Genomic DNA, 14,110 nt, shown 5'->3' with positions numbered 1-14,110 from the left:
GCTTATCGACGGCTCCCGAGTTGCTCACGCACTTCCCACGATCCTTCGGAGTCAAGCACCAGTGCGCTGGGATAGAGATAAGCAGTCGTGCAGGCGTGCCGCGGCAATAGCATGACCCGATCGCCGACCGCGAGATCGGTGTTCTCGACCACCACGTGCTCCTCGCTCATCATCAGGATTTTGCCGTCCCAGCGAAAGCGCTCGGCGAGCGGCTTGTCGGGCGAGATAGCCTTCGAGCCCGCATCGAGCGTGGCGGTCGTGCTGGTGCGTGAAATCACCGTGGCCAGCACATAGGCGCTGGGCGCCCAGCCGAGCGCGGGCAACTCCGAGTCGTGCTGAGCGCTCGAATAGGTCCAACTGCCCGGGGAGACGAAGTCGGCGAGTGCAGGCGGCCAAAGATCGAACGTATAGCTGCCCCCGGCGATGAGCCGCGTCGACAGTCCCGCGGCATCGGCCGCGTGCATCAGCGCCGCCACTTGCTCCACGATGGCGGCCACCCGCGCGCCGCGTACGGCGCGGTCGAGGTCATGAATATGGCCGTCGTAGACATGCCATCCTCCAAAGCAGCCGCTTGTGGCCAGCTCCCGGGCCAATTGCAGCGTCGGCGCCGCAATTGGCGCGCCCGTTCTGCCCATGCCGGCATCCAGATCGATGAGCAGCGCGAGGTTGATCAGCGGCGTGCCGTTCGCCGCGAGACGCCATGCGGCCACGCCCGCCGTCGAGTCGACGAGAGCTTCGACCCGTGCGTCTGGATGCGCGTGCGCCAGGGCGAGCACGGTGCGGATATGAGCGCGGTTCACGGTCGGGTACGCCCAGACCACGTGCTGTGCGCCCGCCTCGAGCACCATTGCCACTTCGGCGACGGTAGCGGCCTTGAATGCGGTGACGCCTTCGCGAAGCAGCCTCTCGACGACCCAGCCGGAGCGATGCGTCTTCACATGCGGCATGAGCCGCTCCACCCCTCCACACGCATAGGCGGTCGCACGCAGGTTATCGATAATGCCGCGCTCGGACACGATGAAACACGGCGTCTGCAATTCTTCTGGCAGGCTGACGGCCCACGAAGGCGCACGTTTGAGAGTGGTGGTCGAAAGGCCGGACATGGTGGGTCTGCCAAGCAATGAAAAAGGGGGTGCGCTCACGAGTACGACGGCTCTGCAAGATATCCGTCGACATGCGCCCTGAGCTGACGCAGCACCTGTGCATGCTGTTCCCAGGACAGCCGGTCGACACTCATCTTCGGCGTCGCGGGGCGGTCGATGCGGCTATCGTCGACCGCTTGACCGACCTCGACGGCCGCAGTCAGATAGGCCCGGTCGCGTTCCGGCGTGAAATCGGCGAGGAGCCGCACCGCGGCGTCTCGTGGCGCGACCATCGCCATCGCGGAGACCAATCCCCAGCCGCCCCAGTTCGAGACGCTGGACACGATCAGGTAGTCCGCGGGAATGGCGGCGCTGATCAGCTTGCCGTTGGGAATGTCGTCGTGAACGATGTCCTCGGGCAGCACGCCCATGCCGATTTCATTGCCACCGTCGCCGATCCCGATCGTGATCCACGGACGCGGCCACCCGGGATCCTCGAACAGCAGATGCAGCGGAGCGGTATCGTCGGACATGTCCGCGCCGTACTCGCGGTGCGGCTTGCCGTCGCTCGCGGGCGACACGCGCTCGATCGCGATCATATGGGTGACAGGACGTTCAGCCTCGCTGAGCCGCGCTCGCAGGGATTTGACCGATGCCGCGCTCACCGAGGTGATTTCGAACGCCACGTCTTTCGGCAGCTCGGTGATGACTGCCCAGACCGCCTTGCAACATGGCGCGTCCGAAATCACCGTCACCGGTATGCCCAGGTTCGACAGCGCGGCGGCCAGATGGGCCATGCCGCCCAGACCGTCCGTCTCCGGCGAGGGCGGGACGGCATTGCGTATGAAAAAACCGGTCACGATACCGACGTGGGCGTTCGGCGTGCTTACGATCGAACGCGCAGCGGCTTCCAGCTGACCTTCGACGAACCGCTTCATGCGGCCAATGTCGCGCCGGACGGTTTGGCCAATGATGTCTTCGACTTTTGCAATTCCCATTTTCCAATCTCAGTAGCAACGTTGTTCATGCGAGGCGCGACGATCGTTCAGACCGGAATCTTCGTTTCATAATCGATTCCGATCGAACAGAGCAGCAGGCCGATGCCCATTGCGGCGAAACACATCAGCGCAAGGAAGTAGGAGCCCGTGAATTGAACGATCGCGCCGATTGCGATCGGGATCACCATGCCGCCGAGATTCCCACCGAAATTGAGCAGACCGCCGAGCACGCCCACCTTGTTGCGCGAGGCGAGCATCGCGGGGATCGACCAGTACAGACCGCCCCACCGCAGAAAAAAGAGCGTAATGGACAGCAGAATCACGACCATCGTGGGGCTCGTCGCATGGGCCACTGAAAACACGGCGATCGTCGCAACCACGCCAGCAATACCGAAGAAAGTGCGCATGACGCGGTTCGGCGCCGCACCGCTGGCGAGCCACTTGTCGGCGACGTAGGCTCCCGAGAGTTCACCGACGAAACCGCAAAAGAAGATCACGAAGCTGGCACCGCCCATTTGCTGGATATTGAAACCCTGCACTTTCTGGAGATAGGTGGGCATCCATGTCAGCAGGCCGTAGTACAGCGTCGTGCAACACATGAAACCCACGAACATCAGCAATACGGAGCGATACTTGAAGAAATCGAGCGCGTTGCCCGACAGGTTGTCGGCTTCCTTTTCATCTTCCTTGCGCCGGGCCCGTTCGATGTGTTCCGCTTCGGCTTCGTTGACCCCGGCGTGCTCGCGCGGCTGATTCTTGATGTAGTACCAGGCTCCGATGCCGCACAGGATCGTGCCGACGCCGGCAATCGCGAACGCTGTGCGCCATGAGTGTGCGACCACGATCAGCCAGGTGATCAGCACCGATCCGAGTGCCGCGCCGAGCGGCGAGCCGCCATCCATGAGCGATGCGCCACGGACCCGCTCGTGCTGAGTAAGCCACATCGCATTGAGCGCACCTCCCGCAGAGGCAACGGGCGCTTCGGCCACACCGAGTCCGAGCCTCGTGGCAAGCAGGCTCATCGCATTGGTGGTCAACGCGCCAAGACCCTGGAAGGCCCCCCAGAGCAGAGTGCAAAGCGCGAGGACCAGCCGCGGCTTGAAGCGGTCGACTGCCATGCCGCCCGGAATCTGCATCAGCGTGTACGACCAGAAAAACGAACTCATGATGATGCCTTGCATGACCGGTGAAAGCGTGAACTCGCTTGCGATCATCGGCATCGCGACGGACAGCGAGGCACGGTCGATATAGTTGACCGTCACCAGCAGCAACATGATGAGGAAGATCTTCCAGCGAACCGACGTCTTCGACTGGGCGTGCACCATGACCGCTGAAGTTGCTCTGCTCATGCCTGTTCTCCTGATTCGCCGTTTGAAGGTCATACACGCGCGGCGCGTTGCGCACTGGCGGTTTATCAACGGTCATCTGCTACGCCGCAGGCGTCCGTTTAGTGCTGCATGTGATTGAGTATAGGTGCGCGGATTTGAAGCGAGATAATCGAAAGCCGCCCGCACAATCGATAGAAATCGCTGATCACGTATGCGCGCCTCGTGCAGGTTTTTTGCGCGGCACCGCTGAAGCAACAATGGCCGCTGCGATAGCGGCCATTGCCATTGACGTCACCACCGAGCCCCTAACGCGCGGTCGTGCGGCTCAGGGTGTCGAGACAAGCCTTGCTTGCGGAAGAGATGTCGCCCGAATTGACGGCTTATCCTCGCCCTCTGACAAACCGCGCGCGCGTCGGCTTCAACAGGAACATCGCGAGCGCGGCCGTGCTCACATCGAGCACAATCGCACAGCCGAACACCGGCACCCAGCTACCGGTTTGTTGATGCAGCAGCGCGGCCAGCGGGCCGCCAAAGATCGAGCCAATGCCGAACGAGATATACAGCCAGCCGTAATTCGCCGTGGCAAAACGGGTGCCAAAGGTATCGGTCAGCGTCGAGGGGAACAGCGAAAAAATCTCACCCCAGCCGAAGAAGACCACGCCGGACAGCAGCACGAACAGGACCGCGTTGTCGCGCGTCATCAGCCAGAGGGCCATCGCCACGCCCTCCAGCGCGAACGCGAAACACATCGTATTTTCGCGCCCCAGACGATCCGATATCCAGCCGAACAGCGGACGGGTCAGCCCGTTTGTGAAGCGGTCGATCGTCAATGCCAGCGGCAACGCGGCGAGCCCGAAGACAAGTACCTTGCTGACGCCGAAGTCGGCGGCGAAGCTCGCCATCTGGGACGTGACCATGAGGCCGGAGGTGGACATCATCGTCATCATCACGAACATCAGCCAGAACAGCGGCGTCTTGAGCATCTCGGACGGACGGTAGTCGCGCGTCGCGGGCGCTGTCGGGGATACGGCCGAGCCGATATGAGGCGCAGCGGGCGGTACGCGCAGGCCCTGCGAGGCGAGCAGGCCGACGGCCGCGAAGATGATGCCGTATAGCCACAGCGTGGATTCGACACCGTGCGCCGCCAGCGATGCGGAGATTGGAAAAGTGGTGACAATGGCGCCCATGCCGTAGCCTGCTGCCGCTACACCGGCGGCGAAGCCACGTCGATCGGGAAACCAGCGAACCACGAATCCGACAACGCCGACGTAGACGATGCCGGTACCCAGACCGCCAATGCCGCCATACGTGAGGTACAGCATCGACGTGGTGTGCGCATACGAAGCCAGCACCCAGCTCACGCCTGCCAGCAACGTACCGATCGAGATCAGCATGCGCGGCCCGAAACGATCGATCAGGGCACCCTGGAATGGTGAAAAGAATGCTTGCAGCAGAACCAGCAGGGAGAATGTCACTTGCAGTTCCGGAAGCGCAATGCCGAGTTTGGCCATGAGCGGCTTCGTCATCAGCGTCCATACATATTGCGGACTCGAAATCGTCATCATACAAACCAGGCCGAGTCCGAGCTGGATCCAGCGGGTATGCGCGGCCGTTTGCGCGCCGGGCGAGGCGGCGCCTCTGAATGGTTGCGTACGGGTGTTCACTGTGATTCTCTCCGTTTTGGCTTGACGTATCGACAGATGGACGGACGAGCGCCGTCCTTGCCGTCGGCGCGAACGCTCGCGGGTCGTCATTGAAAAAAGGGTGCGGGCGCAACGGGCGCCCGCGGTTCAGCAGACGCGCTTACCAGCCCGCTGCGGATCCGTCGCTGCGCGGGTCATAGCCCGCCTCCAGACATCCGTTGCTGTGCCGGACGATCGCGCCGGCGTGGCCCATTGCCTCGTCGTATGGCAGCATCTGCTCCACGTCGTGGCCGAGAAGGCGCAGCGCATTGAACGTCTCGGCGGGAAAACGTGCCTCCAGCTTGAGCGTTTCACTGGTGCGCCCCCAGGTGCGGCCCAGCAGCCAGCGCGGCGCATCGATAGCGGCTTGCGGATTCCAGCCGAACTGCGCGATCCGCGAAAACACGGCGCTTTGCGATTGCGGCTGACCGTCGCCACCCATGTTTCCGTACACCATCGTGCGTCCATCAGTGAAGCGCGCGAGTGCCGGGTTCAGCGTGTGAAACGGCCGTCGTCCCGGCGTAAGGGGATTGCGTGCGGACGGATCGAGCGAGAAGCTACAGCCGCGGTTTTGCCAGTTGATGCCCGAATCCGCAAGCACGAGTCCGCTGCCGAACTCGTGATAAATGCTCTGGATAAAGCTGACCGCCACGCCATCGCCGTCGATCACGCCGAGCCACACCGTGTCGGCCGGTCCGAGACCGCGACCCCACGGGGCCGCCGCGGACATCGAAATCTGCGCGGCCATCGCGTCGAGCACAGGCGGCGCAAGCAGCGTTTGCGGATCGACCTGCATGTAATCCGGGTCGGTGATGTGCTTGTCGCGGACGGCGAACGCGAGCTTGGCCGCCTCCACGCACGCGTGGACGTATTCGGGCCCGAGCGGATCCATATCGTCGCGCAGGACGCGGTCGAGCACACCGAGAATCTGCAGCGATACAAGCCCCTGTGTGGGCGGCGGCATGTTGTAGATCGTGCCGAGCGAATGTGTGAGCGCCAGCGGCGTGCGCAGCCTCGCGTGATGCTGTTCAAGGTCTGCCAGCGACAGTGGACTGTCGAGGGCGTGCAGGTCGGCGGCGATGCTGCGCGCGAGGTCGCCGCGGTAGAAGTCGTCGAGACCCGCGTGGGCGAGACGCTCGAGCGTCGCGGCAAGACGTGGCTGCACAAAGCGCTCGCCAACGGCCGGCACGCCCAGCGGGTTGTCGGCCGTCAGAAACGTTTCGGCAAACCCCGCCACCGACACCAGTTCCTGCCGCTTGAGCGCGACGCATTCGGACTGGCTGCGCGTGACCGGGATACCGCCGCCCGCATAAGTGATCGCATCTTCCAGCAGGCGCGCGACCGGGAGCTTGCCGCCGAGGTTGTCAGCGGACCAACGATGCGCCAACGCCCAACCCGATACGGTGCCGGCCACGGTATTCGCCGCCATCGGGCCGCGAAACGGAATGGATTGCAGGCCGCGCGCGCGATAGGCGTCGATCGTCGCCGCCGATGCCGCCGCGCCGCACGCCTCGATGCCGACTGGCTCTTCGCCCGGCCGCGAAATCAACCAGAAGCCGTCACCGCCGATGCTGTTCATATGCGGATACACCGCTGCGATGGTCGCCGCTGCGGCAATCATCGCCTCGACGGCATTGCCTCCATCGCGCAGGATCGCGAGCGCGCTTTGCGACGCGAGCGCATGGGGTGTGACCGCCATCCCGCGAATGCCGCGCGCAGGATTCAGGAATTCTGCTGACATGTTTCCTCATCAATTAAAACGATCATTGCCAGCCGTTCAGCCGCTACGGGTTCGCATGACCGCGTGATACTTGCTGCACACAACGATGCTGGCCTTAGCGAGAAGCCACTTCGGCTGCCCAGCCGGTTCTGCCTTCTACCCACTTCGCAAGCGAGAGCAACGCGGCGTCGCATCGACTCGCACCGACCAGTTGCGCGCCAAGCGGCAGCCCGGCCGGACCGAAGCCAACCGGTAACGTCACAGCCGGCACGCCGAGGAAGGTCCAGGGCGTGCAGAACGCCGCATCGCCCGTATAGTCGAGCCCGCGCGGTGCCTCGCCCGATGCGGGCGCCACCAGCAGCGCGTCCAGTCCCGCCGTTTCGGTGAGCCACCGGTCGAAGCGAAGCGCCATCTGTACCTGCAATGCCTTCGCTTGCGCATATTCAGTAGCAGGCAAAGCGCGGCCTTGCTCGACAAGAGCGGTAATCGATGCGCTGACCATAGCCGGCGAACGGTCTATCAGTTCGCCATGTGTCAGCGCGGCTTCAACTGCGAGCAGGACCGCAGCATGCCTTGCAGCGTCGGCCAGTTCGACGGGCAAGTCGGCATTGACGATTTCAGCGCCGTCCGCGCGCAAACGTAAGGCCAGTTGGCTCAGAACGTGTTGCTGCGCCTCGTCGACCGGTCCACCGATCTGCTCGCGCAACACGCCGATGCGTGGCGGCCGCTTCGTCGCATTGCCTGGGTCTTTCCCCTGGCGGTTGCTATGCGAGGCGTGTGGATCGTCCGGATCGGTACCCGCCAGAATGGACAGCGCATGAACGGCATCGGCGACATTGGTGGTGAAAACGCCAAGGTGATCGAGCGAGCCTGACAACGGCAGGACGCCGGTCCGCGCGATCGTGCCGTAACTCGGCTTTACCCCGACCACACCGCAATACGCGGCGGGACGGATGACGGATCCGAACGTCTGCGTGCCGAGCGCGAGCGGCACGATGCCTGCCGCAACGGCGGCGGCCGAACCGCTCGATGAACCGCCAGGCGTGTGATCGCGATTCCAGGGGTTGGTCGTTGCGCCGGGCTGACGCCAGGCGAACTCGGTGGTGACCGTTTTGCCGAGTACAGTGGCGCCCGCTTCGCGCAAACGGGCGACTACCCATGCGTCCTTCTCCGGCCGGCGGCCCTCGTAGGCAGGCGATCCATACGCGGTGGGCATATCGGCCGTATCGATCAGGTCCTTGACGCCGACAGCGACGCCCGCGAGCGGCGCGTCGGGATCGGCACGATTGACTAACGGCGAAGGCGGCAGATGGATGAATGCCTGCAACTGAGGCTGCATTCGGTGCGCGGCGTCGAATGCCTGTTGGACAGTCTGTTCGACCGTGCGCGTTCCGCCGCGGATCGCGTCACGAATTTCGCGGATAGTCGGGAAGGGGGAAGAAAGGCTCATTTCGCGGCCAGTGCCTGATGAATGTAGTTCTGCTCGATGAAGGTGGTGTATTTCGGCTGCTGCTTCAAGTTGCCGAGTGAGATCTGCGTATCCATGGCAACCGTCAGCGCTTTCGGGGTGATGTCGACGTTCTTCGGATACACGCCTTCGTTCAGCATGCGTTTTACCGCGGCGTTCACGACCTCCGGATCGAGGCCGGGAAACTCCCGGCGGGCGATTGCCAGGGTCTCCGTAGGATTGTTCTGCATGAAGACGAGTGCCTGTTCCATACCTTTTACGAACCGTGCCGCCACGTCGGGGTCCACGCTCCTTTTCGCCGAGATCGCCGAGAATGCATATTCGCCGTATAACTTCGGGAAGCCGATCACCACTTTCATGCCCTTGGCAACGGCCTGGTCAGCGCCGGGCTCGTACATCACCGCAATCCTGGACTGGCCCGCGACCAATGGGCCGATTTCGGAGCCGAGCGGGACCTGGGAGAGTTTCACGTCGGCCGGCGACATGCCGTTCTCTTTCATCAACTTGAAGAATAGCGACGTGCTGGTGGTCGGCATCTGACCCGACACGACCGTCTGGCCCTTCACGTCCTTGATGCTGGAGAATTTGCTGTCCGGCGAGGCGACGATCCACACCGCGGCGCCGTTCACAACGTTGGCGATCACATCGACATCGGCGCCTTTTTCCGCCGCGACGGCAGTCCATTCAGGACCATGCAGGGAGAAGTCCGCGCTGCCCGACAGCACGGCCGATAACGCCGCGCTCGGACTGCCCGCCGTCTGCTTGGTCACGTCGAGCCCTTCCTTGGTGAAGAAACCGCCGTCGATAGCGACGTAAAGCGGCAGATACAGCATCGACTGAAAGGCCTGCGAAATAACCGCCTTTTTGTCGGCGGCCACCGCGGGCGTTGCGATGCTGACGGCAGACATGGCGACTGCTGTGGTCAGCGCTGCCAGCATTCTTCTTGCACGGATTGCCATTTTCAGGTCCAGAGAAAAGTTAGATTGACGGGCAAAAAAGCAGACATTCGACGTTGTATGGCGATGCCGTCAAACCCGCAGCGTCGGTGCGTTGGACACCTGTCGCCACGGCAGCAGCTTGCGTTCGATCAGGTCGATCAGGAAATACAGCACGAAGCCAATCGCCATCAGCACGAACAGGCCGGCCCATACGGTGTTCAGATCGTAAAGACTTGAAGCCGTAAAGATCATGTGGCCGAGCCCTTTCTCTGACGAAATGAATTCACCCACTACCGCGCCCACCAGACCGAAACCGATATTGATGCGGAACGTCGAGATCACATAAGGCAGCGTGAACGGAATCACGACTTTCAGGAATACGTCGTTCTTGTTCGCGCCGAGCGTGACAAGGAGTGCCTGAAGATCAGGATCGGCCTCTTTCGCTGCCTCGTAGGCGGCGATTAGCGCGACAATTGCCGTTAGCGAAATTGCCAGCGCAACTTTCGAAACGAGGCCGGTACCGAACCAGAGAATCACGATCGGGGCGAAAGCGATCTTCGGCACGCTATTGATCGCGACGATAAACGGCTCGATCAGCCGCGCGACGAATGGCGAATACCACAGTGCGAGACCGCAGACCGAGCCGACGGCGGTGCCGAACAGAAAGCCGAGCATGGCTTCGAACATGGTGTAGCCGATATCGACGAACAGATCGCCCGACCCAGCGGAGCGAGCTAACGCGTCGTAGATTTTTGTCGGCGAGCCGACCAGGAAGTTCGATACCCAGCCAAGGCGCGCAGCGCCTTCCCATATCGCAAAGAATGCAATCACCGCGACGAGTTGCAGAGCCGTGCGTCCCCATCCGGTATTCAGCACTGGGCCTGGACGCGCCTGGCTGCCTGTCGCGGAGACTTTCGCGTTATTGATGGATGCGGGGCTGCTCATGCTGCTTTAACCTCGGTCTGGATATCGAGTTCCGCGCAAAGCGCGTGAAAGTAGCCGGGGAAGTTCGGATCGCTGCGCGCGCCGATTGGCGAGCGCGAGGCGATCTCGATGTCATAGACCTTTTTGACTTGCGAAGGGCGGCCGCCTAGCACCACAACACGCTTTGACAGCGCGACTGCTTCGTCGATGTCGTGTGTGACCAGCACGACCGTCTTGTGGAATGTCTCGACTGCTTCCATCAGCACGCCTTCCAGATACAGCCGGGTCTGATAGTCGAGAGCTGAGAACGGCTCGTCCAGCAGGATGATGTCGGGGTCGTTGATCAAGGTGCGGATCAGCGCGACGCGCTGACGCATGCCGCCCGACAGCATGCGGGGATAGGCATTTTCAAAACCTGCGAGGCCGTAGGTATTGAGGTATTCCATTGCCGTTTCACGCGCTTGCGCAACCGGCATGCGGGACAATTCCGGGCCGATCAGAACGTTCTGCAATACGGTACGCCACGGCAACAGCAGATCCCGCTGCATCATGTAGCCCACCTTGCCGCGCAATCCGGTGACCGCCTCGCCTCGATAGACGATCTCGCCGCTGTCGGGTTCGAGAAGGCCGGCGATCACGTTGAACACGGTCGTCTTCCCGCAGCCCGACGGACCAATGATGCTGACGAAATCTCGCTCATTGATGTCGAACGACAGGCCCCCCAGCACATCGACTGATCCCTGCTTGCTGGAAAAGGATTTGCGAATGTTTCGCAACGCTAGTTGAACTGCCATGCTGGTCCTCGTGCTGAACTGGAATCACTGCGCGCGTCGCTTACGTTGCAACTGCGCGCTGTGTCGGTACACGGCTGGTCGGCGAGTGTGATGCCCGACCGGCGAATGCTATTGCCGATTTCGACGCCTGCCGACGAAAAAAACGTGCAAATTGCAACAATTGAAATTCTCACATTGATGTGCATAAAACGTGCCATCGCGGGGAAAACCTATGTGCAAGCGCGAATCGCTTATTTACGAGCGAACTTGGGGCACGTTGCCATGTTCGGGAAGCGTGCAGATGTGCGCGACGAAGGTGCATCGGGCACAACGATATCGGCGGCGCACCATCGCTGGTCGACACGCAATTGTCGGGTGGCGAAAGGCGGTCGCAAGACATTCAGGCGTGGAGGACAATGCGGGAGTCGCTTGCGGAACTGATGTGGTGTGCGACGGCGATCGCCTAAGCGCGTCCATTGGCGCTTTGCGACTGGGACCCCAAAAAAAGGCCATGCGATATGCAGCTGTATCGATGCACCGCACTTAAAGAAACCGTGTGGTTTCCGGCACATGTCATTGCTGCAAAGGGAGAGCGGGCTGAAATGCAGAATTAGGCCGGTCGGTCACCTGCGATTCGCACTGCAGCCCGTAACGCGTCAATCGAGCCCGGCTGGCAACCGGGATGGTGCCGCGCATCTAGTCCGTATCGCTGACGCGCTCCCAGAATGCGAATGCAGTGGCGCAGGCATCGCGCGACGCGCCCGTGGCGAGAAGCAGCCAGAGAAGCAGACGCGCCTTGCGCGGCCCGAGCCAGCCCGAGAACAAAGCGCCACGGCGGGCGAGGTCCATTTCTGAACCGGCGAAGCCATAGGTGCGCGCTGCCGTCGTTCCCGATCCGGTGCGGCTGGCGATGACGATCGGCAGGCGCGGCGCAAGCGCCTCGATGCGCTTTGCTTCGTCTTCCGAAACATGGCCCGCGCCATAGGCGGCGATGACGATGCCGTGATATCCCGCTTGAGCGACTGCGTCGAGCATCTCGCCCGTCTCGCCCAGACATGTTTCGACGAGGGCGACTCGAACCGACGGATCGCGAACGGCAAAGCGCTGAGAATAACGTCTGGGCGGTGGACGAAAATACTGGGGCAAACCTTCGAGCACCATGCCGGCCGGCCCGACGACGGGCGACTCGAAGGTCTCGACGGACATCGAGTTCGCTTTGCGCACCCAGCGCGCCTCGTGGATCGTGTTGTTCATCACCACGGCGACCCCGCGCCCGCGACTGCCGCCATGCGCAGCGCAGGTCACCGCGGCAAGAATGTTGGCGGGCCCGTCCGCACCGGCGGTCAGCGGCGTGCGCATTGCGCCTGTGAGCACCAGCGGCTGCGGGTGCGTCCACAGAAGATCGAGCAGAAAGGCGGTTTCCTCGAGTGTGTCGGTTCCCTGGGTGAGGACGATCCCGGCCGCGCCGTTGGCCACCATGCGTTCCGCCCACCCCAGACTCTCCAGCACATGCGCAAGCTTCAGCGAAGGGCTGGGCAGTTGCAAAAGCGTTTCGGCGTGAATTTGCGCGATCCCGGCCAGACCGGGGACCGCGGTTACCAATTGATGCGCGGACAGACGCGGTAGCGCGCCAGCGTCGGCGCTGTCCGCGGTCATGCATATCGTGCCGCCTAATGCACCGACGGCAATGCCTGGAGGGTTCATCGAAGCGTTCCTTAAGCCGGTTGTGCCGATCTATCCGTCGGACTAAGCAGCACCCAACGAGTTTCTGGCGGTCATGGCGCAACTGTTGCGTGGGATGGGAATTGCGTAAAATTCAAATGTTGTAGTGTGCAACGGAATCAAAGTACGTGAATGGGAGAACAGCATGTCGAAGGCGCCGTATCCAAGACTGGAACATTTGAATTTCCGCCTCGACGTACTCAGCGAGTTGGCCAAGGGCGTGGCGTCTGGCCTCTATGAAGCCGAATGCGATGTCACCCTGCGCGACCTGCGCGTGCTGCGTTTCGTCGACATGCAGCCGGGCATCTCCCTCGGTCCGCTGATCGAGCTGACATACCTTGAAAAGACGCTGGTTTCCAAGCTGGTCACCACGCTGGCCAATCGCGGCTTGCTGACCCGCTCTACCGGCACGACTGACGCACGTGTCATCAACCTGCACTTGACCCGGAAGGGGAAAACCATTGTTCGCAAGTGCGACCGGATCGGCAAGGATTTCGACGAGCAGCTCATGTCCGTTCTGTCAGCGGAGGAGAAGCGAGTGCTGTTTCACTGCGTCGACAAACTGACGGAACACGTTGAGGAAGGCGGTGAATGGACCGTCCCGCCGAAACGACGCAAGCGCACCGCCTGAATCATTTCGTCGCTATATGTGGCGCTCGTCGCTGCAGTCGTTTCTCTTGCCAGTCGAGGCTCATGCGCGTTTGGCCAGGTAGGCGTCAACCAACGCGACCAGCCGTTCTCGCCCGAAGCTTGCGTCGTGTCCGGCGTGTACCACCTGCACGGGCAATTCGCGCAAACGCTTCATTGTGCGCACATACGTTGGGATATCGGCGCCACCAATTTCATCCAGAAGCGGGCCATCGTAGATTGCATCGCCGGAGAACAGGGTGCCGGATGCCGCCTCCCACAGACCGATGCTGCCCGGTGAGTGGCCAGGCAGATGCAGTACCTCGAAGTGCCGGTTGCCGAGGTCGACAATGTTCCCCTCTTTGACGATTTCCGTAACGGATGCCGCGCGTATCTCGTAGTCGGACATCACATAGTCCGCGTGGGGCAGAGCGGTGATCAAATCGCCGTCGAACGGATAGCCCGCTTCACGGTACCGGCGTATCGCCTTCTCGCCCAGTACCGATGCGAGCAGTGTGCCGCGCTCGCGCGGCGAACGCAGGTTATCGGCCTCCAACTCGTGGACCAGCGTATGCGCGAACTCATGATGTCCGCCAATGTGGTCCGAATGCGTGTGCGTTGCAACGGCCGTCACGTTGTTTTGCAGAAGATGCTGGGCCGCCTCCCGCAGACTGGCGATGCCCATGCCGGTATCGATCATCAGGTCGCGGTCGCGACCGCGTATGTGCCAGATATTGCAGCGCATCAGCGGCACGACATGAGGCTCCCACAGCAGCGTGATATCGTCGCTGATACGTTTTAGTTCGAACCATCGGTCGGCAATCGGCAGCATAGTCATCCAGCGTCGG

At 62.1% G+C, this 14,110-nt stretch carries 12 protein-coding genes; 1 reads left to right on the top strand and 11 read right to left on the bottom strand.

Annotated elements, in window-relative coordinates; all coding sequences use genetic code 11:
* Nucleotides 1-2 precede the first annotated feature (2 nt).
* The 10 genes from CJU94_RS34325 to CJU94_RS34280 all read right to left on the bottom strand — a co-directional run bounded on the left by CJU94_RS34325 (nt 3) and on the right by CJU94_RS34280 (nt 12,617).
* Complete coding sequence (locus tag CJU94_RS34325; RefSeq protein WP_095423109.1) at nt 3-1,103, bottom strand: alanine racemase; 1,101 nt, start codon at nt 1,101-1,103, stop codon at nt 3-5.
* A gap of 35 nt (nt 1,104-1,138) precedes the next feature.
* Complete coding sequence (locus CJU94_RS34320; RefSeq protein ID WP_095423108.1) at nt 1,139-2,080, bottom strand: glutamate cyclase domain-containing protein; 942 nt, start codon at nt 2,078-2,080, stop codon at nt 1,139-1,141.
* A gap of 47 nt (nt 2,081-2,127) precedes the next feature.
* Nucleotides 2,128-3,429 carry an MFS transporter gene (locus tag CJU94_RS34315; RefSeq protein WP_244221145.1) on the bottom strand — a complete coding sequence of 434 codons (1,302 nt, stop codon included), beginning with the start codon at nt 3,427-3,429 and terminating at the stop codon, nt 2,128-2,130.
* Between the two features lie 359 nt (nt 3,430-3,788).
* Nucleotides 3,789-5,072: an oxalate/formate MFS antiporter gene (gene oxlT, locus CJU94_RS34310; RefSeq protein WP_425272246.1), complete on the bottom strand. Its 1,284-nt coding sequence runs from the start codon at nt 5,070-5,072 to the stop codon at nt 3,789-3,791.
* A 139-nt stretch (nt 5,073-5,211) separates the two neighbouring features.
* The gene (locus tag CJU94_RS34305) at nt 5,212-6,831 is read right to left on the bottom strand and encodes a gamma-glutamyltransferase family protein (protein WP_244221144.1); all 1,620 of its coding nucleotides are present in this window, start codon (nt 6,829-6,831) and stop codon (nt 5,212-5,214) included.
* 94 nt (nt 6,832-6,925) lie between these two features.
* The gene (locus tag CJU94_RS34300; protein ID WP_095423105.1) at nt 6,926-8,260 is read right to left on the bottom strand and encodes an amidase; all 1,335 of its coding nucleotides are present in this window, start codon (nt 8,258-8,260) and stop codon (nt 6,926-6,928) included.
* Nucleotides 8,257-9,237 carry an ABC transporter substrate-binding protein gene (locus tag CJU94_RS34295; protein WP_095423104.1) on the bottom strand — a complete coding sequence of 327 codons (981 nt, stop codon included), beginning with the start codon at nt 9,235-9,237 and terminating at the stop codon, nt 8,257-8,259. Before CJU94_RS34295 ends, CJU94_RS34300 begins: the two co-directional genes overlap by 4 nt.
* 69 nt (nt 9,238-9,306) lie before the next feature.
* Complete coding sequence (locus CJU94_RS34290; RefSeq protein ID WP_095423103.1) at nt 9,307-10,161, bottom strand: ABC transporter permease; 855 nt, start codon at nt 10,159-10,161, stop codon at nt 9,307-9,309.
* Nucleotides 10,158-10,934 carry an ABC transporter ATP-binding protein gene (locus CJU94_RS34285; RefSeq protein ID WP_095423102.1) on the bottom strand — a complete coding sequence of 259 codons (777 nt, stop codon included), beginning with the start codon at nt 10,932-10,934 and terminating at the stop codon, nt 10,158-10,160. Before CJU94_RS34285 ends, CJU94_RS34290 begins: the two co-directional genes overlap by 4 nt.
* Before the next feature lie 675 nt (nt 10,935-11,609).
* Nucleotides 11,610-12,617, bottom strand: coding sequence for an asparaginase (locus CJU94_RS34280; RefSeq protein ID WP_095423101.1), 1,008 nt, complete (start codon nt 12,615-12,617; stop codon nt 11,610-11,612).
* A 163-nt stretch (nt 12,618-12,780) separates the two neighbouring features.
* Here CJU94_RS34280 and CJU94_RS34275 point away from each other — a divergent pair, with 163 nt between their 5' ends.
* On the top strand, nt 12,781-13,266 hold the full coding sequence (locus CJU94_RS34275) for a MarR family winged helix-turn-helix transcriptional regulator (protein WP_095423100.1): 486 nt from the start codon (nt 12,781-12,783) through the stop codon (nt 13,264-13,266).
* Nucleotides 13,267-13,326: 60 nt separating this feature from the next.
* Here the strand turns inward: CJU94_RS34275 and CJU94_RS34270 are convergent, their stop codons facing one another.
* Nucleotides 13,327-14,094, bottom strand: a complete 768-nt coding sequence (locus CJU94_RS34270; protein WP_095423099.1) for an MBL fold metallo-hydrolase — start codon at nt 14,092-14,094, stop codon at nt 13,327-13,329.
* Between the last annotated feature and the right edge of the window lie 16 nt (nt 14,095-14,110).

Source organism: Paraburkholderia aromaticivorans (genome assembly GCF_002278075.1).
Taxonomy (GTDB): Bacteria; Pseudomonadota; Gammaproteobacteria; order Burkholderiales; family Burkholderiaceae; genus Paraburkholderia; species Paraburkholderia aromaticivorans.
The sequence above is the reverse complement of the archived record's forward strand: the minus strand, read 5'-3'. Positions and strand labels throughout refer to the sequence as shown.